At 70.1% G+C, this 24,763-nt stretch carries 30 protein-coding genes; 12 read left to right on the top strand and 18 right to left on the bottom strand.

Going from position 1 to position 24,763, the window contains the following annotated elements:
- Positions 1–103: 103 nt before the first annotated feature.
- The 4 genes from ACO073_RS02755 to ACO073_RS02740 form a co-directional block, all read right to left on the bottom strand.
- On the bottom strand, positions 104–847 hold the full coding sequence (locus tag ACO073_RS02755; protein WP_421995027.1) for a creatininase family protein: 744 nt from the start codon (positions 845–847) through the stop codon (positions 104–106).
- A gap of 98 nt (positions 848–945) precedes the next feature.
- Positions 946–1,575, bottom strand: a complete 630-nt coding sequence (locus tag ACO073_RS02750; RefSeq protein WP_421995025.1) for a hypothetical protein — start codon at positions 1,573–1,575, stop codon at positions 946–948.
- Positions 1,576–1,637: 62 nt separating this feature from the next.
- Positions 1,638–3,662 carry a thioredoxin domain-containing protein gene (locus ACO073_RS02745; protein ID WP_421995023.1) on the bottom strand — a complete coding sequence of 675 codons (2,025 nt, stop codon included), beginning with the start codon at positions 3,660–3,662 and terminating at the stop codon, positions 1,638–1,640.
- Positions 3,659–4,816 (bottom strand): diaminopropionate ammonia-lyase, encoded by a 1,158-nt coding sequence (locus ACO073_RS02740; RefSeq protein WP_421995021.1) that lies wholly within the window; start codon positions 4,814–4,816, stop codon positions 3,659–3,661. The genes ACO073_RS02745 and ACO073_RS02740 overlap by 4 nt, the downstream gene beginning before the upstream one ends.
- 65 nt (positions 4,817–4,881) lie before the next feature.
- Here ACO073_RS02740 and ACO073_RS02735 point away from each other — a divergent pair, with 65 nt between their 5' ends.
- Both ACO073_RS02735 and ACO073_RS02730 read left to right on the top strand, forming a co-directional pair.
- Entirely contained in the window at positions 4,882–5,148 is a 267-nt protein-coding gene (locus ACO073_RS02735) for a DUF6489 family protein (protein ID WP_421995019.1), read from the top strand.
- A gap of 6 nt (positions 5,149–5,154) precedes the next feature.
- Positions 5,155–5,529 (top strand): (2Fe-2S) ferredoxin domain-containing protein, encoded by a 375-nt coding sequence (locus ACO073_RS02730; RefSeq protein WP_421995017.1) that lies wholly within the window; start codon positions 5,155–5,157, stop codon positions 5,527–5,529.
- A gap of 14 nt (positions 5,530–5,543) precedes the next feature.
- On the opposite strand, the gene ACO073_RS02725 is transcribed toward ACO073_RS02730, so the two are convergent.
- Both ACO073_RS02725 and ACO073_RS02720 read right to left on the bottom strand, forming a co-directional pair.
- Positions 5,544–6,269: an HAD family hydrolase gene (locus ACO073_RS02725; RefSeq protein ID WP_421995015.1), complete on the bottom strand. Its 726-nt coding sequence runs from the start codon at positions 6,267–6,269 to the stop codon at positions 5,544–5,546.
- A 20-nt stretch (positions 6,270–6,289) separates the two neighbouring features.
- Complete coding sequence (locus tag ACO073_RS02720; protein WP_421995013.1) at positions 6,290–7,456, bottom strand: penicillin-binding protein activator; 1,167 nt, start codon at positions 7,454–7,456, stop codon at positions 6,290–6,292.
- Between the two features lie 30 nt (positions 7,457–7,486).
- Between ACO073_RS02720 and rsmI the strand changes: the two genes are divergently transcribed.
- The 7 genes from rsmI (at position 7,487) to fumC (ending at position 13,264) form a co-directional block, all read left to right on the top strand.
- On the top strand, positions 7,487–8,383 hold the full coding sequence (gene rsmI, locus ACO073_RS02715; protein WP_421995011.1) for a 16S rRNA (cytidine(1402)-2'-O)-methyltransferase: 897 nt from the start codon (positions 7,487–7,489) through the stop codon (positions 8,381–8,383).
- Positions 8,380–8,760, top strand: a complete 381-nt coding sequence (locus ACO073_RS02710) for a YraN family protein (protein WP_421995009.1) — start codon at positions 8,380–8,382, stop codon at positions 8,758–8,760. Before rsmI ends, ACO073_RS02710 begins: the two co-directional genes overlap by 4 nt.
- Before the next feature lie 9 nt (positions 8,761–8,769).
- Entirely contained in the window at positions 8,770–9,594 is an 825-nt protein-coding gene (locus ACO073_RS02705) for a SirB1 family protein (protein ID WP_421997381.1), read from the top strand.
- Positions 9,595–9,698: 104 nt separating this feature from the next.
- On the top strand, positions 9,699–10,658 hold the full coding sequence (gshB, locus tag ACO073_RS02700; RefSeq protein ID WP_421995007.1) for a glutathione synthase: 960 nt from the start codon (positions 9,699–9,701) through the stop codon (positions 10,656–10,658).
- On the top strand, positions 10,655–11,227 hold the full coding sequence (locus tag ACO073_RS02695) for an ankyrin repeat domain-containing protein (protein WP_421995005.1): 573 nt from the start codon (positions 10,655–10,657) through the stop codon (positions 11,225–11,227). The genes gshB and ACO073_RS02695 overlap by 4 nt, the downstream gene beginning before the upstream one ends.
- Entirely contained in the window at positions 11,224–11,682 is a 459-nt protein-coding gene (arfB, locus tag ACO073_RS02690; protein WP_421995003.1) for an alternative ribosome rescue aminoacyl-tRNA hydrolase ArfB, read from the top strand. Before ACO073_RS02695 ends, arfB begins: the two co-directional genes overlap by 4 nt.
- Before the next feature lie 178 nt (positions 11,683–11,860).
- Positions 11,861–13,264: a class II fumarate hydratase gene (fumC, locus tag ACO073_RS02685; protein WP_421995001.1), complete on the top strand. Its 1,404-nt coding sequence runs from the start codon at positions 11,861–11,863 to the stop codon at positions 13,262–13,264.
- 28 nt (positions 13,265–13,292) lie between these two features.
- On the opposite strand, the gene ACO073_RS02680 is transcribed toward fumC, so the two are convergent.
- From ACO073_RS02680 to ACO073_RS02660, 5 genes are all read right to left on the bottom strand, one after another.
- Complete coding sequence (locus ACO073_RS02680; RefSeq protein WP_421994999.1) at positions 13,293–14,534, bottom strand: threonine/serine ThrE exporter family protein; 1,242 nt, start codon at positions 14,532–14,534, stop codon at positions 13,293–13,295.
- On the bottom strand, positions 14,534–16,033 hold the full coding sequence (mqo, locus tag ACO073_RS02675; protein ID WP_421994997.1) for a malate dehydrogenase (quinone): 1,500 nt from the start codon (positions 16,031–16,033) through the stop codon (positions 14,534–14,536). The genes ACO073_RS02680 and mqo overlap by 1 nt, the downstream gene beginning before the upstream one ends.
- Before the next feature lie 13 nt (positions 16,034–16,046).
- Positions 16,047–16,430: an AraC family ligand binding domain-containing protein gene (locus ACO073_RS02670; protein WP_421994995.1), complete on the bottom strand. Its 384-nt coding sequence runs from the start codon at positions 16,428–16,430 to the stop codon at positions 16,047–16,049.
- An 82-nt stretch (positions 16,431–16,512) separates the two neighbouring features.
- Positions 16,513–16,842, bottom strand: coding sequence for a hypothetical protein (locus tag ACO073_RS02665; RefSeq protein WP_421994993.1), 330 nt, complete (start codon positions 16,840–16,842; stop codon positions 16,513–16,515).
- Between the two features lie 133 nt (positions 16,843–16,975).
- A complete protein-coding gene (locus tag ACO073_RS02660) occupies positions 16,976–17,395 on the bottom strand; it encodes a cyclic nucleotide-binding/CBS domain-containing protein (RefSeq protein ID WP_421994991.1) in 420 nt (139 codons plus the stop codon).
- 209 nt (positions 17,396–17,604) lie between these two features.
- Between ACO073_RS02660 and ACO073_RS02655 the strand changes: the two genes are divergently transcribed.
- From ACO073_RS02655 to ACO073_RS02645, 3 genes are all read left to right on the top strand, one after another.
- Positions 17,605–18,336: an ROK family protein gene (locus ACO073_RS02655; protein ID WP_421994989.1), complete on the top strand. Its 732-nt coding sequence runs from the start codon at positions 17,605–17,607 to the stop codon at positions 18,334–18,336.
- Between the two features lie 95 nt (positions 18,337–18,431).
- Entirely contained in the window at positions 18,432–18,605 is a 174-nt protein-coding gene (locus tag ACO073_RS02650) for a hypothetical protein (RefSeq protein WP_421994987.1), read from the top strand.
- Positions 18,606–18,804: 199 nt separating this feature from the next.
- Complete coding sequence (locus ACO073_RS02645) at positions 18,805–19,044, top strand: hypothetical protein (protein WP_421994985.1); 240 nt, start codon at positions 18,805–18,807, stop codon at positions 19,042–19,044.
- A gap of 193 nt (positions 19,045–19,237) precedes the next feature.
- Here ACO073_RS02645 and ACO073_RS02640 read toward each other — a convergent pair whose 3' ends face one another.
- From ACO073_RS02640 to ACO073_RS02610, 7 genes are read right to left on the bottom strand one after another with little or no spacing between them, the layout of a single operon-like run.
- The gene (locus ACO073_RS02640) at positions 19,238–19,735 is read right to left on the bottom strand and encodes a hypothetical protein (protein WP_421994983.1); all 498 of its coding nucleotides are present in this window, start codon (positions 19,733–19,735) and stop codon (positions 19,238–19,240) included.
- Positions 19,736–19,753: 18 nt separating this feature from the next.
- Complete coding sequence (locus tag ACO073_RS02635; protein ID WP_421994981.1) at positions 19,754–20,308, bottom strand: hypothetical protein; 555 nt, start codon at positions 20,306–20,308, stop codon at positions 19,754–19,756.
- Between the two features lie 49 nt (positions 20,309–20,357).
- Entirely contained in the window at positions 20,358–20,723 is a 366-nt protein-coding gene (locus ACO073_RS02630; RefSeq protein WP_421994979.1) for a hypothetical protein, read from the bottom strand.
- 36 nt (positions 20,724–20,759) lie between these two features.
- Positions 20,760–20,957, bottom strand: coding sequence for a hypothetical protein (locus tag ACO073_RS02625; RefSeq protein WP_421994977.1), 198 nt, complete (start codon positions 20,955–20,957; stop codon positions 20,760–20,762).
- Between the two features lie 21 nt (positions 20,958–20,978).
- Entirely contained in the window at positions 20,979–22,433 is a 1,455-nt protein-coding gene (locus ACO073_RS02620) for an NAD(P)/FAD-dependent oxidoreductase (protein ID WP_421994975.1), read from the bottom strand.
- On the bottom strand, positions 22,430–23,890 hold the full coding sequence (locus ACO073_RS02615) for an NAD(P)/FAD-dependent oxidoreductase (protein ID WP_421994973.1): 1,461 nt from the start codon (positions 23,888–23,890) through the stop codon (positions 22,430–22,432). Before ACO073_RS02615 ends, ACO073_RS02620 begins: the two co-directional genes overlap by 4 nt.
- A 14-nt stretch (positions 23,891–23,904) precedes the next feature.
- Positions 23,905–24,447 carry a hypothetical protein gene (locus tag ACO073_RS02610; RefSeq protein ID WP_421994971.1) on the bottom strand — a complete coding sequence of 181 codons (543 nt, stop codon included), beginning with the start codon at positions 24,445–24,447 and terminating at the stop codon, positions 23,905–23,907.
- Positions 24,448–24,763 lie beyond the last annotated feature (316 nt).

Here is a 24,763-nt window from a genome sequence, read left to right as displayed (position 1 = left end):
AAAGGACCGGGTTGCCGCCCCATTGCGCGATGGCGGCGCTTGGTTTCCTTGGTTTCGCGGGCTGCCGCTCAGTGACCCCCGCGCGTCGGCAGGGGAGGATCGATCAGCGCGACACCCAGCGCTCGTAGTCCCTGGCGACCTCCTCGACCGCGACGTCGTAGAAGCGCTTGCCGTGCTCGGGGGTCGCCTGGTTGGGATCGGAGCCGATGCGGCCGTCGGGGAAGGCCCGGCGATAGTCCTCGGCGTCGGCGAAGGAGCCGTTGGGCGCGATCCGCGGCTCCATTTCCTTCTGCTGCATCGTCTCGGGATACTTGTACCAGGTGAGCGCGACTTCCGACGCCGTGGCGTGGCTGCCCTCGCCCACCGGGTAGAGTTCCTGGCTGAGCTTCTTCACGCCCGCCCCGTCCCACCAGTTGCGCAGGGCGCACTTGATCGAGGGCTGGTTCGACAGGCGCTCCATCGAGCGTTCGGCATAGATCTCGGAAAAGGCCGCCGTAACCGTGGCGATGTTGCCGCCATGGCCGTTGACGAAGAAGAAGCGCGTGAAGCCGTGGCGCGCCAGGGACACGACCGTGTCGCGCACCACGGCGATCAGGGTCGTGGGCCGGAGCGTCACCGAGCCGGCGAAGGCGAGATGGTGCTGCGCCATGCCGACCGAGATCGTTGGCGCCACCAGCGCGCCCGCCTTCTCGCCGGCGCCGCGGGCGATCATCTCGGCAGTGAGCGCGTCCGTGCCGATCAGACCGGTCGGCCCGTGCTGCTCGGTCGAGCCGATCGGGATGATGATGCCGGTCCTGGTCTTGAGGTAGTCCTCGACGAACTGCCACGTCTTGAGCTGAAGCTGCACGAAACCAAACTCCTCGGGTTTGGCCGAGGATGATGGCCCGCCGCTGCGCCGTCCAGTCGCCAGAACGCCGCCATATTGCGGCAAGGCGCTTTGCAAGGTCAGCTGGCCGGCACGATCCTGGCCGCCAGGCGTCGGCGATCGAGATCGGCGAGCGCCTTGTCGCGGGCATCGCCGATCTGCTTGATCTCGATGTTGCACAGCTCGCGGCCGGTCCCGCCGCAGCGCTCGTTGACGAGCTTGATCTCGGCGGCCGCACCCTGCTCGATGCGCGAGCGGATGCCGGCGAAGTGCGCGTCGCGCGCTTCGTCGCTGGGGAAGCTGGCCGGCGTCAGCACAACGGTCACCCGTTCGGGATACTTGTTGTTGGCGCCGGAAGCGGCGTCGATCGCGATTCCGACCAGTCCGCCCAGCAGGATATTGCCGACCGTCGCGCCGCTGAAGCTCGAGACCATCAGCTCGTCCGATTCCTGGTAGCCGTCCAGCGTGCACTTGATGACGACATTGTCCTTGGAGCGGGGCAGCTTGACCTTTTCCGGTGTCTTCCGGACGAAGCCGATGCTGACATTGCCAGACTGCTTGTCGAGACGGCAGGCGGCGCCGGGCGGCTCGCTCTGGACATGGACTTCCTGGGTGGTGCCGGCGACCACGGTCGCGCACGCACCGAGTCCGAAGGCCAGGCCGCAAACGAGCATCAGGCGGCCGACGGCCGCCAGGTTACCCCTTATCATCGAAGCTCTCCCCCATTGCCGGCCAGGCCGGTCTTGGAGGTCACCACTAGCACGGGTGGCAGCTAAAGCAATGCAACTTTGGAGGCGTCGACGATCGGGGCGCGGCACGCCATGCCTTCGCACACGTAAAGCGCGGATCTGCCGTCGACCAGGCCCTTGCCGGTCGCCGGATGGCCGGCGGGCAGCTTGGTGTCCGGGCGCACGCGCCGCACGACCTTGTTGGGCAGGCTGCGGTCGTAGACGGCGAGCCGCAACGCCTCCGTCTCCGGCAGGGTGGGGTCGCCCACGATCACCAGCTCCATCGCCCGCTGCAGCGTCTCGTAGCCGTTGAGCAGGCTCATCAGCGGAAAGAAGTTGCCTTCCAGCTCGCCGGCAAAGGCCGCGACCTGGCGCTCGGCCTTGTCGTGCCAGGCCTGGTCGCCGTCGAGCACGCGAAGCCGCGCGAACACGCCGACCAGCGTGCCGTTGCCGGCCGGCGCGGCGTTGTCGTGGCAATGCTTGCCGCGCACGATCAGGTCGGCGGCATCGTCGGCGGTGGTGAAGTAGCCGCCGGCTCCGGCATCGGCGAAATGGCGGTCGAGCAGGGCGACCAGGTCCTTCGACTCCTCGAGGTAGCGGCCCTCGCCGGTCACCTCGAACAGGGTGAGCCCGGCGCGCGCCAGGTTGGCATGGTCGTCGAGCGTCGCCCGGTGCAGCCGCCTGCCGAGCCGCCAGGAGTGGAACAGCCGGCCGTTCTCGTCGCGCAGCGCGCCCATCGCGAAGCGCCAGGCCCGGACGGCAGCGCCCAGCCAGTCGTCGCGGCCGAACACGGCGGCGGCATTGGCCAGCGCGGCGATCATCAGGCCGTTCCAGTCGGCCAGCACCTTGTCGTCCCAGCCCGGCCAGGGACGCCGGTCGCGCACCGTCTTCAGGCGCGTCCGCAGCGCCGCCAGCCGGCTCTCGTCGGCCTCGCCGCGCCACGCCGGGTCGCGATTGCGGTGGAGGATGACGTGACCCTCCCAGTTGCCGCCGGGGCCGACGTCGTAGGCCTGCTTGAAGAAGGCGGCGTCGTCGCCCAGCACGGCGTCTATCTCGGCCTCGGTCCAGACGTAGAACCGGCCTTCGACCCCCTCGCTGTCGGCGTCGTAGCTCGCAGCGAAGCCGCCGCCCTCGGCGGTCATCTCGCGCAGCACCCAGTCGCAGGTCTCGGCGATGCGCGCGGCGTAGAGCGGGTTCTTCGTTTCCTGCCAGACGAGGACCAGCAGGTCGACGAGCTGGGCATTGTCGTAGAGCATCTTCTCGAAATGCGGGATCAGCCACTCGTTGTCGGTGGCGTAGCGGGCGAAGCCGCCGGCCAGATGGTCGTAGATGCCGCCCTGGCACATGCGGTCGAGCGTGACGGTGACGGCGTTGCGCAGCGCCGTGTCGCCGCGGTTGCGCAGCCAGGCCCGCCACAGCATCTCGAACACATAGGGCGACGGGAACTTGGGCGCCGGGCCGACGCCGCCCCAGTCGGGATCGCAGGCCTCGGCCACGCGCGCGGCGATGCGGTCGAGCAGCTCGAGCGGCAGCAGCGGGCCCTCGCCCGGGACGGCGATCGCCTTGCTGGCGGCCTTGCGCTTCAGCGCCTCCAGCAGGCCGGCGCGGTTGGTCTCGACCTCGTCCGGCTTGTCGCGAAACGCCTCGGCGATGCCGCGCAGCACGTCGACGAAGGCCGGCCGGCCGTAGCGCGCCGGCGTCGGGAAATAGGTGCCGCCCCAGAACGGCTCGCCGGCCGGCGTGCAGAACATGGTGAGCGGCCAGCCGCCCGGCTCGCCCAGCACCTGCAGCGCCTGCATGTAGATCGCGTCGACGTCGGGCCGTTCCTCGCGGTCGACCTTTATGTTCACGAACAGCTCGTTCATCACCGCGGCGACCTCGGGCGATTCGAAGCTCTCGTGCGCCATGACGTGGCACCAGTGGCAGGCCGCGTAGCCGACCGACAGCAGGATCGGCCGGTTGGTCCGCTGCGCCTCGGCCAGCGCCGCCTCGCCCCACGGCCACCAGTGGACCGGATTGTCGGCGTGCTGCAGCAGGTAGGGGCTGGTCTCGGCGGCGAGGCGGTTCATGCCGGCGCTTCTCCCAGGTTGCCCTCGCTGTTGATCAGCAGGACGCGCGAGCGGCGGTCGAGCTTCAGGGCCGCGAAGGCGGAAGCGTCGGCGGCGACGCGGCAGAAGCCCGCCATGCCGGCGCAGCCCGAGGGGCCCGAGGCGATGGCGGGATCGCCGTCGAGCGGATGGGCGAGCAGCCGCCGGGCGGGCATCACCTCGTCCTCCTCGATGGTCATGAACCAGTCGGTGGCCAGCCCCACGACCGGCCAGGTGATCGGCGAGATCTCGCGGCAGGCCAGCCCGCCCATCGCCGTGTCGGCGTTGCCGCTGGCCGGCACGGCGTGTCCGGCGAGGTTGCTCTGGAACCAGCAGTCGGCGCTCGCCGGCTCGACCACGACGAAGACCGGGCGCGTCGGCAGCACGGCCCACAGGTAGCCGATCACCGCCGCCGCCAGGCCGCCGACGCCCGCTTGCACGAAGACGTGGGTCGGCGCCTCGCCCCACTGCACGAGCGCCTCGTGGGCCAGCACCGTGTAGCCGCGCATGACGCTGCGCGGCGCCGAGTCGTAGCCCTCCCACGACGTGTCGGAGATGATGGTCCAGCCCTTCTCGGCCGACACGCGCTTGCATTCGGCGACGGCGGTATCGTAGTCGCCGTCGATGCGGACGACCTCGGCGCCGCGGGCGCGGATCGCGGCCTCCTTCTCGGCCGACGTGAACTTCGGCAGGAAGACGACGCAGCGATTGCCGAACAGCTTGGCGCCGGCGGCGACCGAGCGGCCATGGTTGCCGGAGCTCGCCGTCGAGAAGACGAAGCGCTTGGTGATCTCGTCGTAGTCGCCCGTCAGCAGGTCGGCGAAGGTGACGCTCGAGTGGTAGGCGTCGCCGACGGCGCCCGACAGCGTGTTGTAGACCGCGATCACGCCGCCCAGCGCCTTGAAGGCGCCGAAGCCGAAACGCTGGCTCTCGTCCTTGACGCGGATCTCGCCCACGCCCAGCCGCCCGGCCAGCGCCGGCAGGGAGAGGAGCGGCGTCGGGACATGGCGCGGGCACTGCTTCAGGTCCTCGCACAGTTCGGGGATGCCGTTGGGATTGACCACGAACTGCTGCTCGCGGCCGAAGGTCATGCTGCGCGTGGCGCGCGGATTGGGGGCCAGCCAGGACGGGATCATGTGCCGGGTCTTAGCATGGCCGGGCGGCCCGATATCCCCTAAGGTGGCCCAAACGGAGTGGAATCATGAAGGTGAACGTCGAGGTGACCTGCACGCCCGAGGAGGCGCGCGCCTTCTTCGGCCTGCCCGACATCAAGCCCATGCAGGACCGCATCATGTCCGAGATCGAGGAGCGCCTGCGGGCCAGCCTGGGGGCGATGAACCCGGAGACCATCTTCAAGACCTGGCTGCCGGCTTCGATGCAGGGCATGGAGCAGATGCAGCAGATGCAGCAGGCGTTCTGGTCGCAGCTCGCCGGCATCGCCGCGAGCGGCGGCGGCAAGAAGGAATAGACCGGCATGAGCGAGCGTTCGCGTCCCGAGGATCCCGCGCCCTACTACGAGGCGCATGTCTTCTGCTGCACGAACCGCCGGGCGGCCGGCCATCCGCGCGGCTGCTGCGCCGACCGCGGCGGCGAGGCGCTGCGCGACCATATGAAGAGCCGCGCCCGCGAGCTCGGCCTCAAGAAGGTGCGCATCAACAACGCCGGCTGCCTCGACCGCTGCGAGCTCGGCCCGACGCTGGTGATCTATCCGGAAGGCGTCTGGTACTCGTGCCCGACGAAGGAGGATATCGACGAGGTGCTGCAGAAGCATCTGGTCGAGGGCGGTCGCGTCGAGCGGCTGATGCTGCGCACCACCGACAGGCTGCCGCGCGACCGCGCCGGCCGCTGAGTCCCGACGGGCGCTCAGGCCCGTTCGAGCAGCTCGCCCAGGCGCCTGATGATCCGCGTCGGTGTCGCCGTCGCGTGCGCCGGGACACCGGCGTCGAACGGGTCGTACCAGATGCCGCAGATGCCGAGCTTCTGCGGCGCCACGACCTCCCATTCGAAATTGTCGCCGACCATCCAGGCGTCGCAGGCGTCGCAACCGAGCCGCTCCAGCGCATGACGGTAGACGGCGAGCTCCGGCTTGCCCTGGCCGAACTCCCCCTCGATCTGGATATGGTCGAAGCGATGGGCGAGGTCGAAGCGGGCGATCTTGTCGCGCTGGGTCTGCGCCGCCCCGTTGGTGACGAGGGCGAGCCGCACGCCGGCCTGGCGCAGCGAGTCGACGGTGGCGTGGGCGTCGGGATAGAGCCGGTACTCCTGGCGGCGCAGCTCGGTGAAGGCGTCGGCGATGCGGTCGGCCAGGGCCTCGTCGTCATAGCCCAGCCGCGCCAGCCCCCGCCGCGTGGCGAGGCGGCGCGCGCCCGGGATGTCGAGGCGCCAGCGTGCCGCCGCGCCCGCGTCCTGCCAGAGGGTGCGCGCCTCGTCCATGACGGCGATCCGCACGCGCTCGATCGAGTCCTCGTCGTGCGCGTCGAGATGGGCCGAGAAGACCGAGAGGAGCCGGCGCCACGCTTCCTCCGGCTGGGCGTAGGCGCGGATCAGCGTGTCGTCGAGGTCGAACAGGATGGCGCGGGGGAGGGCCATGGCGGCGCGGGCGTGGCCGGTCAGTTGACCGGCGTGGCGAAGCCCGTGGGCGCGGGGCTCACGACCGTTCCCGGGCCGGCCTGCACCGCGATCACCGCCAGGGCGCGCTCCGAGCGGCCGTTGGGCAGGAAGCGGAAGATGCCGTCGACCCCCGACCAGCCGTTGGGATTGGTGATCGCCTCGGCCGAGAAGTCGCCGCCCGGCTTGAGGCGCGCCAGCTGGGCGGCCAGCGCCACGCCGTCGTAGGCGAGCGTGGCCAGGCGGTGCGGCGGCCGGCCATAGGTGGCGAGGAAGCGCCGCTCGAAGTCGGCCCGCTTCGCGGGGTCGGGGGCGGCGTACCAGGCGCCGCGTGCCAGCGGCTCCGAGCCGATGTTGGGCACGTCCCAGACGCCCGTGCCGACGAGCTGGACGTTCTTGCTGTCGATGCCGGCCGCAGTCAGCGCCGCCAGCACGCTCGACAGGCCGGGTGGCGCCACCGGCACCAGCACGGCCAGCCGGCCTTCGCCCTGGGTCGCGTCGGCGAGCCGCCGGGCCGCCGGGAAGAGCTCGGACCCGCCAGGATCGAACAGCTCGACGGCGGCGACGGTGCCGCCGCGGCGCACCGCTTCGCTCTCCAGCGTCTGCACCATCTGCTGGCCGTAGGAGGTGCGCGGCGCGAACGCCGCGAAGCGCCGGATGCCCTGCTCGACCGAGTAGTCGACGACCCGCCGCACCTGCGGCGGCGCAGCAATGCCCATGATCCATACGCCGCGCTGGCCGACCTGCTCGTCGTTGGAGAAGGACACGACATTGGCCCCGCCCTGGGCCACCAGGGGGGCGAGCGCGGTCGCCGACGTGCCGAACAGCGGCCCCAGCACCAGCGCCACGCCCTCGGTGCGGGCGCGGCGATAGGCCTCGACCGCCGACTCGGCGCTGTCGCCGCTGTCGTAGGCCGCCAGCGCCAGGTCCTTGGCACCGGCGTCGAACAGGGCCATTTCCGCCGCCTGCTGCAGCGACTGCCCGATCGGCGCAGCGCGGCCGGTCAGCGGCAGCAGGAGGGCGATGCGCGTCTTACCCGAGGCGGTGACCGGCGATCCGATGCTCGGCTTGGTCGTTACCGGGGTGGCCGGCGTGCTAGTCTTGGGCGGTTCGGCACAGGCCGCCAGCAGAAGGGCTGCTGTGGCGAGCGCGAAGAGAGACTGACGCATCGGCGCGAAACTCCGGGCGAACGGCTGCAGATGGACGGGAACGAACGGTCACAAGCTAGCGACGGGCAGGCGCCGCGTAAACCGGCGCTGGCGCCGGGCCTGTACATTGTTGCCACCCCGATCGGCAATCTGCGCGACATGACCCTGCGCGGCCTCGACGTGCTGCAGGGCGCCGACCTGATCGCCTGCGAGGACACGCGCGTGTTCGCCAAGCTCGCTGGCCACTACGGCATCCACGCCCCCACCATCGCCTACAGCGACGCCACGCAGGACGCGGCCGAGCCGCGCATCGTGCGGGCCCTGGCGGCCGGCAAGAGCGTGGCCCTGGTGTCGGACGCGGGCATGCCGCTGATCTCCGATCCCGGCTATCGCCTGGTGCGGGCGGCGGTGGCGCGCGGCCACGCCGTGACGGCGATGCCCGGCGCCTCGGCGGTGCCCATGGCGCTCGCCCTGTCGGGCCTGCCGACCGACCGGTTCTACTTCGGCGGCTTCCTGCCGGCCCGCGAGGGCGAGCGGCGGCGGGCGATCGCGGAGGCGGCGGCGGTACCCGCGACCCTGGTGTTCTTCGAAGCGCCGCACCGGCTGGCCGAGGCACTGGTCGACCTCGCCGAGCTGCTGGGACCGCGGCCGGCCGCGATCGCGCGCGAGCTCACCAAGCTCTTCGAGGAAGTGCGCCGGGGGCCCCTCGACGTGCTGGCCCGCGAGCTTGCCGCCCATGCCGACGTCAGGGGCGAGATCGTGATCGTCATCGGCGGACCGCCCGAAGCGGCCGCGCCGCAGGCCGAGGTGCTCGACGAGGCGCTGCGCGCGGCCCTGGCCGGCGCCTCGACGCGCGATGCCGCGGCCGAGGTCGCGGCCCGCTACGGGCTCAAGCGCCGCGAGGTCTATGCCCGCGCCCTCGAGTTGCGCCGCGAGACCGGATCATGAGCCTCGAGACACGGCAGGCGGCCCATCGGCTGGGCCACGTCGCCGAGCTGCGCGCCGTCTGGCGGCTGCGGCTGGCCGGCTACACGGTGCTCGCGCGCCGCTACAAGACCAGGCTCGGCGAGATCGACATCGTGGCGCGGCGCGGCGGCATCCTTGCCTTCGTCGAGGTCAAGGCGCGCGCCGACCTGCCGACGGCGACGGACGCGCTGGGCGGCCGGCAGTTCGGCCGCGTCGCGCGTGCGGCCAGCCTGTTCCTCGCCCGTCATCCGCGCTTTGCTGCGCATTCGGTGCGGTTCGACGCCGTCCTGGTGGGCGGCCCCTTCCTGCGTCATCTGTGGCCGCTTCACCTCCCCGACGTGTGGCGTCCGCCGGAGTGAACCTTGGCCGTGCCTGACCCCGATGCGCTGCGGCGCCTGCGAGATCTCTGCGCCGGCGACGGCGCGCGTCTCGACCTCCTCGAAGCGGCGCTGGCGCTCAGTCTCCTGCACGGCGATCCGCCGCCCGACCTCGCGCCGTTCCGCCAGCACGTGGCGGCGATGGTCGCCGACACGGCCGACCTGGTGCGCCGCCGCGGCGCCTCGGTCGAGTCGTTGGGCGAGGTGATCGCCCGTTCCTACGCCTATCGCGGCGACACCGAATCCTACGACGACCTGCGCAATGCCGACCTCGTCCACGTCGTCGAACGACGCAAGGGCCTGCCGGTGGCGCTGTCGATCCTCTATCTGCACGTCGCGCGCGGTCAGGGCTGGGAGGCCGAGGGCCTGGCCTTTCCCGGCCATTTCCTGATCCGCGTGGCGATCGACGGCGCCCGGCACGTGGTCGACCCGTTCCACGGCGGCGTCGAACGCGATGCGCCGCATCTGCGCAATCTCCTGCGCCAGGTGCTGGGCCCGGAGGCCGAACTCGCGCCCCAGCATTTCGATCCCGTGTCCGACCGCGACGTGCTGCTGCGCCTGGAGAACAACGTGCGCCTCCGGCTCGCGAAGCGCGACGACTGGGCGGGCGCGGCGCAGTCGCTCGAGCGCATGCTGGCGATCGCGCCGGACCGCCCGGAACTGCTGTTCGAGGCCGGCGAGATCAATGCCCGCCTCGACAAGCATCGCGCCGCGATCGCCGCCTTCGACCGGTTCCTCGCGCTCGGCGGCGGCGATCCGGCGCTCCGCCGGCGGGCCGCGACGCTGTTGCAGGAACTGCGGCGCCGGCTTAACTGAATGCCGAGCGGAGCGAAGCGTCGCCGAGGCTGCTGTTCTTCCGCTGGGACGATGAGAGGCCCCGGTTTCGCTCGGGGTGACGGACAGTTGGGGAATCACCGGTCATGAAGCTCAATGTCGCCATCCAGATGGATCATGTGTCGACCATCGACATCGACGGTGATTCGACCTTCGTGCTGGGGATGGAGGCGCAGCGGCGCGGCTACGCGGTGTGGCACTACACGCCGCCCGACCTGACGTTCCGCGACCGCAAGGTGACGGCGCGGGCGCAGCCCATGACGCTCAGGCGCGAGAAGGGCAACCATTTCACCCTGGGGCCGGCCGAGACGCTCGACCTCGCGACTCTCGACGTGGTGCTGCTGCGCCAGGACCCGCCGTTCGACATGTCCTACATCACCACCACCCACATCCTGGAGCATATCCATCCGCGGACCCTGGTGGTGAACGACCCGGCAAGCGTGCGCAACGCGCCCGAGAAGCTGTTCGTGACGCATTTCGACAACGTCATGCCGCCGACCCTGATCAGCTCCGACGCGCGCGCCATCCGGGCGTTCCGCGACGAGCACAAGGACATCATCCTGAAGCCGCTGTTCGGCAACGGCGGCGCCGGCGTCTTCCGCGTCCGGCCCGACGACGAGAACTTCAACTCGCTGCTCGAGATGTTTTCCCAGCGCAGCCGCGAGCCGGTGATCGCCCAGCGCTACCTGCCGGACGTGCGCAAGGGCGACAAGCGCATCATCCTGATCGACGGCGAGCCGGTCGGCGTGATCAACCGCGTGCCGGCCGAAGGCGAGGCGCGATCGAACATGCATGTCGGCGGCGTCGCGGTGAAGGACGTCCTGAGCAAGCGCGACGCCGAGATCTGCGAGATCATCGGGCCCGAACTCGCCCGCCGCGGGCTGCTGTTCGTCGGCATCGACGTGATCGGCAACTATCTCACCGAGATCAACGTCACCTCGCCGACCGGGCTGCAGCAGATCAACCGCTTCGACGGCGTCTCGCTGGAGGCCCGGATCTGGGACGCCATCGAGGCGCGCTACCAGAACACACGGAGGACTGGATGATGGACCGTCGGACCTTCCTGAGCCTGACCGCGGCGCTGCCGGCGACGGCAGCCGGCAGCGGGCCGGCGCTGGCGCAGCTCGACACGCTGACCCTGAAGCCGATCGTCAAGGCGGTGCGCGACGGCGACGTGGACAAGGTGCGCAGCGCGCTGCTCAAGGGCGAAAGTCCCAACCAGATCGACGCCAACGGCCAGCCGCTGCTGATGATCGCCGTCGTCTCGGGTCATCTTCCGTTGGCCGAGACCCTGCTGAAGGGCGGCGCCGTGCCCGACATGCAGGACAAGGAGGGCTATACTTCGCTGATCCGTGCCGCCGAGCAGGGCGACGTCGACATGGTCGAGCTGCTTCTCTCGAAGCGGGCCCTCCCCAACGCGCAGACGCGCCAGGGCGCCACCGCCCTGTCGATCGCCGCGCGGCGCGGATACGCCGAGGTCGTGCGGGCGCTGCTGGCGAAGAAGGCGGATCCCAACAAGGCCGACTTCACCGGCCGCACGCCGATGGCCTATGCCAAGCAGTCGGGGCGGCCGGCGATCGAGGCCATGCTGCGCAAGGCCGGCGGTCGCGAATGACCGAAGGCGGGGCCGCGCCCGCGGGCAAGGCCGCGCCGATCTGGATCACGGGTCGCCTCGCCCTCGATCCCGCCGAGATCGAGGAGAGCTTCGTGCGCGCCGCCGGTCCGGGCGGCCAGCACGTCAACAAGACCTCCACCGCGGTGCAGCTGCGCTTCGATGTGCGCCGCTCGCCGTCCCTGCCCGACGACGTGCGCCGGCGCCTCGAGCGGCTGGCCGGCCGCCGCCTCACCCGCGACGGCGTGCTGGTGCTGGTCGCCCAGGGCGAGCGCAGCCAGAAGCGCAACCGGGAGGAGGCGCTGGCCCGCCTCGTCGAGCTGTTGCGCGAGGCGGCGCGGCCGCCGGCGCCGCGTATCCGGACGCGGACGCCCAAGGCCAGCAAGCGCCGCCGTCTGGACGACAAGAAGAAGCAGGGCGCGCTGAAGTCGCTGCGCGCGCGCCCGTCGCACGATTAGGCGGCCGTCGCAGTCGATGCCCTCTCCCTTCAAGTTCCTCTCCCCCGTCAGGGGGAGAGGCCAGGAGAGGGGGCGAAAGGCGAGGATCGTTCGTAACCCCCTTCACCCGCCCTCTTCCCCTAGCGGGGGAGAGGAGGAAGACGTACTTAGAGTCGCGTAAATTGCGAGAGGAGCGGCCGTGGCAGACGTACGCAAGGAGACCGACAGCCTGGGGGAGGTGAGCGTTCCCGCCGACAAGCTGTGGGGCGCGCAGACGCAGCGCTCGCTCGAGCATTTCAGCATCGGCAAGGACCTGATCCCGCGCGAGATGATCACGGGCTACGCCGTGCTGAAGAAGGCGGCGGCCAACGCGAACCATGCCGGCAAGCGGCTGGACGACGAGGTCCATGGTCTGATCGTCAAGGTGTGCGACGAGATCCTGGCCGGGCAGCACCACGACATGTTTCCGCTGCACGTCTGGATGACCGGCTCGGGCACGCAGTTCAACATGAACGTCAACGAGGTCGTGTCCAACCGCTGCTGCCAGCTCGCCGGCACGCCGCTCGGCTCGAAAAAGCCGGTGCATCCCAACGACCACGTCAACATGTCCCAGTCGTCGAACGATTCCTTCCCGTCGGTCATGTACATCGCCGCCGCGGTGAACACGGTCGAGCGGCTGCTGCCGGCGGTCCAGGCGCTGCACGACGCGATCGACGCCAAGGCGAAGGCCTGGGACGGCATCGTCAAGATCGGCCGCACCCACATGCAGGACGCCACGCCGATCACGCTCGGCCAGGAATGGTCGGGCTACGCCGGCATGCTGGCCGACAATATCGAGCGCATCCAGGACGCGCTGAAGGGCGTCTACCACCTCGCGCTGGGCGGCACCGCGGTCGGCACCGGCATCAACGCCGCGCCGGGCTTCGCCGAGGCGGCGTCGGCGGAGATCGCCCGCCTGACGAAGCTGCCGTTCGTCAGCGCCTCCAACAAGTTCACGGTGCAGGGGGCGCACGATGCGCTGGTGCAGCTCTCGGGCACGTTCCGCACGCTCGCCGTGTCGCTCTACAAGATCGCCAACGATATCCGCCTGATGTCGTGCGGCCCGCGCGCCGGCTTCGCCGAGCTCGACATCCCGGAGAACGAGCCCGGCTCGTCGATCATGCCGGGCAAGGTCAACCCGACCCAGTGCGAGGCGCTCACCATGGTCGCGGTCCAGGTGATGGCCAACGACGTGGCGGTCGGCATGGGCGGCGCCGGCGGCTATCTCGAGATGAACGTCTACAAGCCGCTGATGATCTACAACATTGCCCATTCGATCGCGATCCTGGCCGACGGCTGCACCAACTTCCGCAAGTTCCTGGTCGAGGGAACGAAGCCGAACCTCAGGAAGATCAAGGAGTATGTCGACCGCTCGCTGATGCTGGTGACGGCGCTGGCGCCGGTCATCGGCTACGACAAGGCCTCGAAGATCGCCCATTACGCCATGGACAACGACCTGACCCTCAAGCAGGCGGCACTGAAGCTGGGTTTCGTCGACGAGGCCGAGTTCGACAAGATCGTCGACCCGGCCAAGATGGTGCGGCCCTACGTGGCGACCGAGTAGGCCCCGAGCGGGAGCGGCGAGCGCCGCGTCAGCGTTCCATCCGCCAGCGCCGCGCGGTGAGGAAGCGGGCGGCGACCAGGCCCGTCGCCATGGCGCCGACCGCGAAGCTGCAGACGGCGGCGGCGCCCATCGCCTCGATCAGGCGGCCCTGGTTCAGGAACACGATGGTCTGGAAGGCGTAGAGGCCGGGCGTCATCAGGATGATGCTGGGCACCGTCAGCGTGATGCGCGGCACGCCCAGCGGCTCGCGCATCGTCGAGGCCAGCAGGCCCACCGCCAGCGCGCCGAAGAAGGTCGCGGGCGCCAGCCCCATGCCGACGTCGTGCAGGCCGAGCCGAAGCTCGTTGCCCACCATGGTCAGCAGGCCGATCACCGGCACGGTGCGCATCGGGTTGTTGAACAGGATGCCGTAGCCGCAGCCGCCGGCGAAGCAGACGCCGGCGCGCCACAGCAGCGTCAGGGGATCGAGGCCCTGCGCCGCGCCCGCCGGCGCGGGCGTGAGCCCGGCCAGGGCGGCGACGACCGAGAGGCCGAGCGCCGCGGCCAGGGTCAGCAGGATGGCGTAGAACAGCCGCGCGATGCCGGCCGCCGTCTGGTGCTGCACGAGGTCGAGCAGCGCGGCGACCAGCGGAAAGCCCGGGACGAGAAACAGGACCGACGAGATGAACCCCACGGCATGGGCGAGCGTGAAGCTGCGGACGCCGAACCCCATCACGATCAGGCAGTAGCTGCCGGCGGCCAGGACCGCGCACAGCGCCGCCATCGCAAACTGGTTGACCCCGGCGCGCGACATCAGCGTGCGTCCGGTCTGGCCGAGCCCGCCGGCTGCGGCCGCGGCGGCGATCGCCAGCGCATCGCCGCCGTTCAGCCATGCGAAGCAGCCCGAGGCGACCGCCATCGAAAGTGCCACAGGCGGCAGGCCGTGCAGGGCGGGGGCCCGCTCGATCGCGTCGAGCTCGGCCGCCAGCGACGCGGGCGCGAGACCCGGCCCGGCCGTGCGGGCGAGCTGCTCGAGCGCGGCGATGCGGGCGGAATCGACGCCGAGAGGGGGCACCTCGCGCATCACCGTGGCCGACCCGCCCTCGCTCTCGGCCGTGGCCGTGATCACGCCCAGCGTGATGTGCACCGACAGGCGGCCGACGCCGAGCGCCCGCGCGAGATCGCCCATCGCGTCGCGCACCCGGAAGGCGGTGTCGCCCGACCGCAGCATCAGCGCGCCGAAACGCAGGAGGACGTCGAGCGCCTCCGCCGGCGGTGGGCGGCCGGGCATCAGACCGTGTGGAGCCCCAGCACTTCCGCCGTGTCCTTGCGGACCCGTTCGAGCACGGCCGCGTCGGTCTTGAGGTCGTGGCCGTAGGAGGGGATCATTTCCTTGAGCTTGGGCACCCAGTGGCCGACGAGCTGCGGATGGAAGCAGTTCTCCAGCATGTGCACCATGATCCAGGCGGCGGTCGAGGCGCCGGGCGAGGCGCCGAGCAGGGCGACGATCGACGAATCGGCGGAGTGGACGATCTCGGTGCCGAACTCCAGCGTCCCGGTGCGCACCTTGTCCTTGCGGATGATCTGGACGCGCTGGCCGGCGACGTCGAGCTCCCAGTCGGATTCGTTCAGGTTGGGATAGAACTCGCGCAGTGCCTTGTAGCGGTGGCCCGAGCTCTGGAAGACCTGGCCGACCAGGTATTCCTCGAGCGGGAAATTGTCCCGCGCCACCGCCAGCAGCGGCAGGAGATTGTCGGGCCGGACCGACATCGGCAGGTCGAGTAGTGAGCCGTGCTTCAGGAACTTGGTCGAGAAGCCGGCATAGGGGCCGAACAGGATCCAGCGCTTGCCGTCGATGATGCGGGTGTCGAGATGCGGCACCGACATCGGCGGCGAGCCCGAGGCGGCCATGCCGTAGACCTTGGCGGTATGGCGGGCGGCGATCTCGGGCTTGCCGCAACGCAGCCAGATGCCGCTCACCGGGAAGCCGGCGAAGCCCTTGGCCTCGGGAATGCCCGACTTCTGCAGCAGCGGCAGCGCGCCGCCGCCGGCGCCCAGGAAGACGTAGTTGGCGCCGATGCGCCGCGTCTCGCCGGTCTGCAGGTTGCGCACGTCGAGCTGCCAGCCGCTGCCGGCCGGCCGGCGCTGAAGACCCGTCACCTCGTGCTGGAAATGCACGCTGAACCGGTCCTGCGTCTTGAGATAGTTCATCAGGTTGCTGGTCAGCGCGCCGTAGTTGACGTCGGCGCCCGTCACCATGCGGGTGGCGGCGACGATCTGGTTGGGGTCGCGTCCCTCCATGATCAGCGGCGCCCATTCGGCGATCTGCTTGTGGTCCTGGCTGAACTCCATGCCGCGATAGCAGTGATGGGCGCTCATGGCGGCGTGGCGCTTCTTCAGGAACGCCGCGCGATCCTCGCCGATCACGAAGCTCATGTGCGGCACGGGATGGATGAAGGAATCGGGGGACGCGATGGCGCCCTTGCGGATCAGGTACGACCAGAACTGGCGCGACAGGTCGAACTCGATGTTGACCTCGAGCGCCTTGGCGATGTCGACCGTGCCGTCCTTGCGTTGCGGCGTGTAGTTCAGCTCGCAGTTGGCGGCATGGCCGGTGCCGGCATTGTTCCAGGCGCCCGAGCTCTCCTGCGCCTCGCCGGGCAGGCGCTCGATGATCTCCAGCCGGAGATGCGGCTGCAGCTCCTTCAGGAAGACCGCCAGCGTGGTGCTCATGATGCCCGCGCCCACCAGGACGACATCCGCCGTGGTCGCCTCGCTCGTCTCGCTCATGCCGGGTCTCCGCCTAGGCCTGGTTGGCGCGCTTGAAGGGCACCGGCACGTCGGGCTCCAGCACCACGTAGAGCCGGCGCCAGGGCTGCTCGTCGACCAGCCGCCAGCTGTGGCCGCCGCCCGTCGTGTCCTCCGCCAGCAGGATGTCGCCCGGCCTCAGGGTGAAGTGCTGGCCGCCGCGGGTCTCGAAGTCGAGCGTGCCGCTCAGCGTGATGACGAGCTGGCGGATCGGCGCGGTGTGCCAGGCGAAGGTGCCGCCCGACTTCGTCTCCTGGAACGACGCATGGGTCGTCCCGATCTTGCCGGTCAGCAGGTCGCCACCATGGCTGCCGGGCGCGAGATCGATCCAGCCCTCCTCGGCGTGCGAATTGTCGTCGTCTCCCGTCCAGATCCGCACGCACCGAATCATCAGCCCTGTCCCCGCTCGAGTGTCCTTCCGACCGTAGTATGCGGGTATCCGGGAGGCAACGCGGCTGTACCTAGAGCACCGACATCAGCCAGCGAATCGCCGCGCCGCGGTCCTCGAACAGCCGGACCGGCCGCTGTCGGCCGGCCGCATCGGCGAACAGGGCCATCTGCATGCGCGATTCCTGGTCGACGACGATCGCGAGCGGCCCCATCGGCCCGCCATTCGCATAGTCGCGCATCGTCATGCCGATGTCCTGCATCTCGCGCGCGCTGGGCAGGCGGCTGTCGGCGCCGCACGTGTCGAGCAGCTTGCCGTAGTGCATGGCGCCCGCCGCGGCGAGCCCGTCCATGTATCCGGCGATCTGCTCGCGCGAGACGTCGCCCAGGGTGACGACGTTCACGATCCGTCGGTCATGGTCGATTTCCCAGTGGATCGGCAGGACGAACTCCGGGCGGGAAGGAGGCGGACGGCGCCAAGCATAGCACGCCGCCGATCCGCCATCGCGCCGCAATGGCGATTTCGTCCGTCGCCGCTCAGCGCATGTGCTCCCACAGGTCCCGCTCGTCCTCGTGCCGGCCGAGCTCGAGGCCCTTGAAGTCGCCGCGCGACACGACCCCCATGATGCGGCCCTCGCGCACCAGCGGCACGTGGCGGAAGCCGCCGTCCCACATCAGGCGCAGGGCATCGATCGCCGTCTGCTCGGGCTTCAGCGTCAGCGGATCGCGGGTCATCACCTCGCCCAGCGCCGTCGTCGCGGCGGGTCTCCCCTCGGCCAGCACGCGGCCGACCGCGTCGCGGCCGGTGAAGATCCCGGCCAGCCGGCCGTTCCCATCGGTCACCAGGACCGTCCCCGCCTGGGCGTCGCGCATGGCCGCGCACGCCTCCTGGACGGTCGTCTCCTCGCTTCGCACCAGCGGATTCTGGTCGAGGATGACATCGGTTAGCTTGCGCATCGGCGCCCTCCCTCGGGCCTGGCGGCCCGACCGTGGAGTGTCCGGTCGCGCCGGGAGGCCTGCCTTGATCGACGTCAAGCGCAACGCCGCTCGCCCGGATCCGTTTCCCGCCGGAACCACCGCGCCGGCCGGCGCAATTCAGAGTCGACATGCCGCGACGGCGTGGCAATGTGGCCCGGCAAGCGGGTGAGCAAGCGGGGAATCGTGCCGTGGCGGACAGTGGATCGGTCGAGTCGAAGAGCTCCGGGGACATTCGGACGCTGGCGATCGACGTGGGCGGGACGGGGCTCAAGGCCTCGCTGCTCGACGCCGCGGGCGACATGGTCACCGATCGGGTGCGGATCGACACGCCGGTCGGGGCGACGCCGGACAAGTTCGTCGAGGTCCTGACCGGCCTCGTCGCCCCTCTCGGCGCCTTCGACCGCATCTCGGTCGGCTTTCCGGGCGTGGTGCGCAAGGGCCGCATCCTGACCGCGCCCAACCTCGGCAACGACGCCTGGAAGGGTTACGCTCTCGCCGATCGGCTGGGCAAGGCGCTGGGCAAGCCGGTGCGCATCGCCAACGATTCGGAGTTGGCGGGGCTCGCCGTCATCTCGGGCGAGGGCGTCGAGGCCACGATCACGCTGGGCACCGGCTTCGGCAGCAGCTTCTTCCAGGACGGCCGGCCCGGTCCGCACATGGAGGTCGGCCACCATCCGTTCCGGCATGGCGAGACCTACGACGAGCAGCTCGGTAATGCGGCCCTCAAGGATGTCGGCACCAAGCGGTGGAATCGGCGGGTCGCCAAGGCGATCGCCAACATGCGCGTGCTGACGAACTTCGACCGCCTCTACATCGGCGGCGGCAACGCCCGGAAGATCAACTTCGACCTCGCCGGCGACGTCACCGTGGTGCCCAACGAGGCGGGCATCAAGGGCGGCGTGATGCTCTGGAAGGACTGACGGCAGACCTGCCGCCGGCCCCCGCGGACGACCCGGAACTCGGCGCGTCGCCTCGACGTTGGTCCACCCGTGGGTCAACAGGATGGGGCGGGGTCATGGACCCACTTCTGAAGGGCTTGGTTCGGGGCGTGGTCCTCCTCGTCGCGGCGCTGGCCCTTACCTACGCGCTCGCGACGCTCCTGCAGAATGGCAGGGTCCGGGTTTTCGACGCAGGCTACGCCCCGGATCGCGAAGCCAATGTCGACCGGTACGGCTATCCGACCAAGTGATCGGCAAGTGACCGTCAAGTGACCGGCTGCCGGCGGGCAATGACGGCGGGACCGCCCGGCGAATGATTCGGGAACATAAAATGAATGGGTTGTTTATGCGCCGATAGCGGGTCGCTATTGGACGAAAGGTATGCAAATCGGCAGTTTGGCAGGGCCTGCGATACTGATAATCTAAGGGCGAGGTCGAAAGGCCCCCGGCTTGTCCAAGATCAATAACAAGGGGAGCAAGCGCTCTGCAATGTCACGCCAGATCGAGCAAAAGCCCAAGAAACCAATCCGCGCTCCGTACGCCAAAGAGCCTGAGCAGTTCGAAAAGTTTAGGCAGGCAGCGTGGAATACCGGTGTCATCTCGACGGAAGCCCAGTTCGCCAGGATGGTTCGCATGGTCACGATGACCGGCGCAACTTTCTGCAGGATGGACAAGGCTTCTTCTCGATAGAGGTCCCCCGGTGGGAATATTCCGTCGCAGCAACCGGCGGACGGGTTTTTTTGGCTGAGTGAATGACCGTCGGCCAGGTCCGACTTCTGTGACCAGGTCGCAGACATCCGCCTCCGGCACGCGGCTGTCACGATACCTTCATGTTCGGGCAGCCTCCGAAGCCCGGCCCCCCGGAGGGGACGCCGGCGCTGCCTCAGCAGCAGCTCCCGACGCCCGGATTGCAGCACTCGCAGCCGCAGCAGTCGGGCTGGCAGCAGGATGGCTCGCAGCAGCTTTCGCAGCCGCACCCGTGCCCCCTGCCATCGTGCGCGTCGTAGCCGTAGGAACCGGTGAAGCCGCCGAGGATCTTCGCGGTGTTGAACAGGGCCGCGTTCAGCAGGTCCACGCCGAGGCGCACCGTAGTTCCGATGCTGTCGGTCAATCCAGGACCCGCTGCGCTGCCGGGGCCGCCGGCGTCTCCCGGGCCGGGCGGCGGCCCGGCGACATAGACCGGCACCATCCCGACACCGGGGGGCGCCGCCCAGGTGAGGCCGCTGGCGGGGAAGGTCCCGGCCGCGACTTCGGGGCCGACCACGCGGGCCGATGGTCCGGTCGATGCCGCCTGCGCCTGGCGGCGTCTCGTGTATTTCTCGAACTCTGCCTGCGCCTTGTTCGGGGAAGCGGGCTTCTTGGTCGTCCGGGTACGCGCCATGACGGTCTCCTCTCGGCTCTAGCAGCTGAACACTTCGCACCAGCGCGCCCGCACGGTCGCGTTGATGGCGAACAGCAGGATGGTCGCGCCGGGCTTGGTCGTGACCACGTTCTCCTTGACCTGGTAGTGGACGCCCGCCGGGTTGATCTTTTCCCACAGCATCACGGTGCCTTCGGTGTCGCGCACGAGAACGGCGACGGCCGACTGTGCCGTGGCGGCGATCGGCGCATACTCCAGCGAGATGTGCACGCAGCACCCGCCGCCGATGAAGGCCGTCGCCGGCACCGCGGCGGGAGCCGCCGCCGCCGCTGCAGTCGTGGTCCCCGACGCGGCGGCGAACGACGCGAGATGGGCGACGGCCAGTCCCGCGGCGGCGTTGTCGCGGACGTTGAGCTTGGGATCGGCGGTGAAGGTGAGGTCCTTCGCCTCCTTGCGGCACTGTCGGCAGCCGCACCGGCAGTCGGCGGAGGCGCATCCGCACCGCTTGCAGATCCCCGGCCCATAGGCATGGCCATGGGGCGCGAAGGGCAGCGCGCGCGCGCCGGTGTAGGTGGCGAAGTGGGCTGGATTCATGACGTGTCTCCTTGCCGCGCCGGTGCGCGCGTTCATCCAGGGGAAGGGTTCAGCAACAGACGAGCTCGCACCATCTGAGGCGCGCGATGGCATTGTTCACGGAGAGCGTCACCTTCGTGCCGGGCGCGGCGCTCAGCACCGCCTGGCGCACCGTGTAGCCCTCGGCCGGCGCGTCGTCGCTCCAGGTGGCGCTCGAGCCGGCAGCGTTGGTCGTCACCTTCACGGCGGGCGAGGCCGCTCCGGCCTCCACCAGATACTCGAGGGAGAGGAAGACCGGCCGCGCGCCGCCGACGAGGCCGTCCCGGGACGACGTGGCGCTGTCGACGTCGATCTCCCGGGCCAGCAGCACGGCAGGATAGTAGTGGTGGCCGGCGGGCGGTTGATGGCCGCAATGACTCCAATGTCCCGTGTACATGGGTGGCTCTCCTGGGCTGGAAATGGCTGCGGGCTTTCAGGGTCCGGGCGGCGGGGGCGGTGGCGGCGGCAAGGTGACGTCGCGCACGATCTTCAAGGTGTCGTTGGTCACCGCGAGCCCCGAGCTGACGAAGTTCGTGACCATGTCCGACACCTTGGTCGTGACCTGGGCGTCGATCATGCCCTGGGCGGTGTCGTGGATCAGGTTTCTGACGGAGTCGAACAGGGATGCCATGACGTGACCTTTCTTGCTGTTTCAATTCTCCGGTGACGACGCCGTGCGCGGGGCCGCGAGACGCCGGTCGGCGAAGGTGAGGGCCTTGGTGAGCACCTCGAGGCCCCAGTCGATCGACGGGCCCGGCCGGCGCGCCAGCCCGGCCCCGCCGCGAACCGCGCTGGCAACGGCGCCGGCCAGAAGGCGAACCGAGCCGGCGGCGACGCTCGTCTTGCTCCGGCTGTTCTCGCGCAGCAGGGAAGCCCAGGCGGCGGGGTCGCGGGGAACGGCGTCGGACAGGGCACGGATGCTGAGCCAGCTCGACTGGGAGACCACGCCGCTGAAGACGCCGCTGGCGAAGGCGCCGAACCGCGGATCCGCCTCGCCGAGCGTGCCCACCTGCTCCAGCAGGAAGAGCACGAGTTCCTTCAGGCCGGGATTCTTGGCCAGCGACATGAAGATCTCGGAGGTGCGCCAGTCGGGCTCGCTGTGCGCGCCCCACAGGGCCTCGTAGCGGGCGAGCGCCGTACGCGAAAAGTCGCCGCTCTCGAGCGACAGGCGGCAGGCGTCGGCGGCGTAGAAGGCGCTCTCGATCGCGGTATGGATGCCACCGCGATTGAGCGGGTCGGCCTGGCAGGCGGCGTCCCCGATCAGGACGACGCCGTCGGCGGTCATGGCGTCCGGCCGGAAGTGCGGGGCGATGCCGCCCGAGAAGGGGCCGATCCGGCGGGCATCCGCCAGCGTCTCCTTGAGGTCCGATTCGATGAACTGGCGCAACGCCGCGCCCAGCCTGTCGGTCGGCGGAAACTTCTGGTCGACCGCGCAGCCGACGCCGACGCAGGCGGTCTGGTGCTCGTCGATGAACATCCAGCCGTAGCTCGGGAAGAAGCCGCGGTTGAAGTAGACGCGGATGCCGGCGTCGCACTTCACCCCGGCATAGGTGGTGCGCACCGACAGGCCGAGCACCCCGTCCTTCAGGTTGTTGCCGATCGAGCGCGACACGGCGGAGCTGGCGCCGTCCGCGCCGATGACGATGCGCGCGCGGTGTTCCACCGCCTTGCGGCCGCAATCGGCGGACACGCGCATCACCCCGCCATCCCGCGCGACGTCGCGGACCATGGTCCCGCCGGCGAAGCGCGCGCCGGACGACACGGCGTGGGCCAGCATGATCTCGTTGAAGCGGCGGCGAAGCACCAGCAGGGCGAAATCCGGATAGGGCGAATCGGACGGAAAACGCCCGGTCAGCAGATGCCGGCCGTCGAGGTACAGGTCGCAGCCCTTGATGCAGCCCCTGGCCTCGGCCAGCACCGCGTCCACGCAGCCCAGCCGGTCGAGCCAGTAGACGCCCTGCGGCATCAGCCCGTCGCTGCGGACGGTGTCGCGCGGGGGCGCGGACTGGTCGAGCAGGAGCACGTCGGCGCCCTGGCGGGCCAGCAGGCTGGCGGCGGCGCAGCCGCCCGCGCCGGCTCCCACGACGATGACGTCATGGACCGTCATGGCTCTCCTCCCGCGGCCGGGCTGCCCGCGAGCCGGTTCTGCGCGAGCCAGGCGGCCTTGGTCGCGAGGTCGAGGCCCCAGTCCATGTTGGCGATGGGGTCCCTCGCCATGCTGAAGGCGGCGCGGGTGGCGCTGGCCAGGTAGCCGGCGGTGAGGTTGACGGTCCCGGCGGCGATCTCGCCCCCGACCTCCTGTCCGCTCGCGCGCAGGAGGTCGAGCCAGGCGGCGCGGTCCTTGGGGAAGGCGTGATAGAGCGCGCGCACCGCCAGCCAGGCATCCTGCGACACGATGCCGGCAAAGATGCCGCCGGCGAATGTGCGGAACTTGGGATCCGACATGCTGAGCCGGCCCATGTGGCGCAGCACGAACAGGCCGAAGTCGCTGAGGCTCGGGTTCTTGGCGATCGACATGAAGAGCTCGGCCGCCCGCCAGTCGGCCTCCCACTGCCGGCTCCACAGGTCGGCATAGCGCCGCATCGACGCTTCCGAGAAGTCGCCGTCCGCGAGCGCGGTCCGGCAGGCCTCGGCCGCGCACCAGGCGCTCTCCATCGCCTTGTGGATGCCGCCGCCGTTCAGCGGGTCCGCCTGGTTGGCGGCGTCGCCGATCAGCATGACCCGCGCGGCGGAGATGGCTCGCGGCCGGAAGAAGCCGGACGAGCCGCCGGACACCGATCCGCACGGCGTGGCATCGGCCAGCATGTCGGCCAGGTCCTCGGCGATGAAGCGCCGGAAGCTGGCGCCGAGATTGTGGCGCAGCGGAAAGCGCCGGTCCTTCAGGCAGCCCAGCCCGATGTTGGCGAATCCTTCGTCGTCGACGAACAGCCAGCCGTAGCCGGGAAAGTACTCCCGGTCGAAGTAGACCTGCATGCGGGCGCCGTCGCCGCGGCAGTCCCGGTAGTAGGCCCGGAGCGACACGGCCATCACCCCGTCCTTGAGGACATTGCCGATGGCGCGCGAGACGGCCGAGCTGACGCCGTCGGCACCGATGACGATGCGGCCGCGATAGTCGACCGGCGTGCCGCGGCGCTCGCCGGTCACGGTCGCGTGGTCGGGGCCGATCTCGACATCGCGGACCACGACCTCGTCATGGAAGTCGGCGCCGCTCGCGATCGCATGCTCCAGCAGGATGTTGTCGAGCCGGCGACGGTCGAGGATGATGGCGAAGTCGGGATAGATCGTGTCGGGCGGATAGCCGCCGGTCAGCACCTTCTCGCCGTTGATGACGATGTCGGCGCTCTTGATGCAGCCCTTGGTGTGGCGCAGGACCTCGTCCACGCAGCCCAGGCGGTCGAGCCAGTAGATTCCCTGGGGCGTCAGCCCGTCGCCGCAGACCTTGTCGCGGGGGAAGGCCGACTTGTCGAGCACGAGCACCCGGGCGCCGTCGCGCGCGAGGAAGGTCGCGGCGCTCGATCCGCCGGGCCCTGCCCCCACCACGATGACGTCGTAGAGCGTGCTCATCGAAGCCTCTCACCTCACGGCGGCGTCACCACCAGGATCACGGGAATGAAGAGGTCCTTGTCCGAGTGGACCACCACGACGCCGCGATAGACGTCGGGCGGAGTCGTCTCTGGCACGACGCCCTTCAGGACGAACTTCTCGAAATCGACCGGGGCGATGGTCTTCTGTCCCGGCCGCACGGCGAAGGACGCGGCGTCGATCGCCGCCTGGCCGGACTCGCCGGCGAAACCCTGCACCTTGAACTCGACCTTCCGGACGTCGGTGGCCGAGTCGTTGTTGACCGAGAAGGAGATCCTGACCTCGCCGCCCGGCACGAGCGGCAGCCGGTTCGTCAGGCCGTACGGGCCGCTCTCGCCGGCGTCGGCCGGCGCCTCGGGAGCGACGCCGGGCGGGCCCGGCGGCGCTTCGGCCTGTGCCCCGCCCGGCGGCTGCGCGGCCTCGTCGAGGCCTTCGCGGATCTTCTGCTGGGCCGCGAGGCTCACGCGGTTGAGGATGGTGACGCCGAGGCTGACGCCGGCCTCGGCGAGATCGAGCCCCTTGGCGAGGATGCTCCCCATCTGGTCGATTCGCTCGCGCAGGTCCGCGCCCGCGCCGGGTCCCTGCAGGGGCGGCTTTGCGGAAGCTTCCGGCCCGGCCGGGCCGGAATTCCCGTTCGGAGAGGGTGTCTCGCCGGCCATCTCAGCTGCCTCCCCAGCGATACATGCTTGGTTCGCAGCAGCATCGATAATGATGCCGGACCGTGCAGTCGCATGCGGAGCGGTGGCCTCCCCGTGCCTCGCGGAAGGGCGCGCCGAGCAGCGTGCGGGCAAGCGATCCCAGGGCCATGGCCGAGAGGCTCGCCGTCTCGACGATCATCGCGAGGTTCTCGCCGAG

The sequence above is a fragment of the Reyranella sp. genome, assembly GCF_965229815.1.
Taxonomy (GTDB): domain Bacteria; phylum Pseudomonadota; class Alphaproteobacteria; order Reyranellales; family Reyranellaceae; genus Reyranella.
This window is presented reverse-complemented; position numbering and strand designations above follow the sequence as displayed.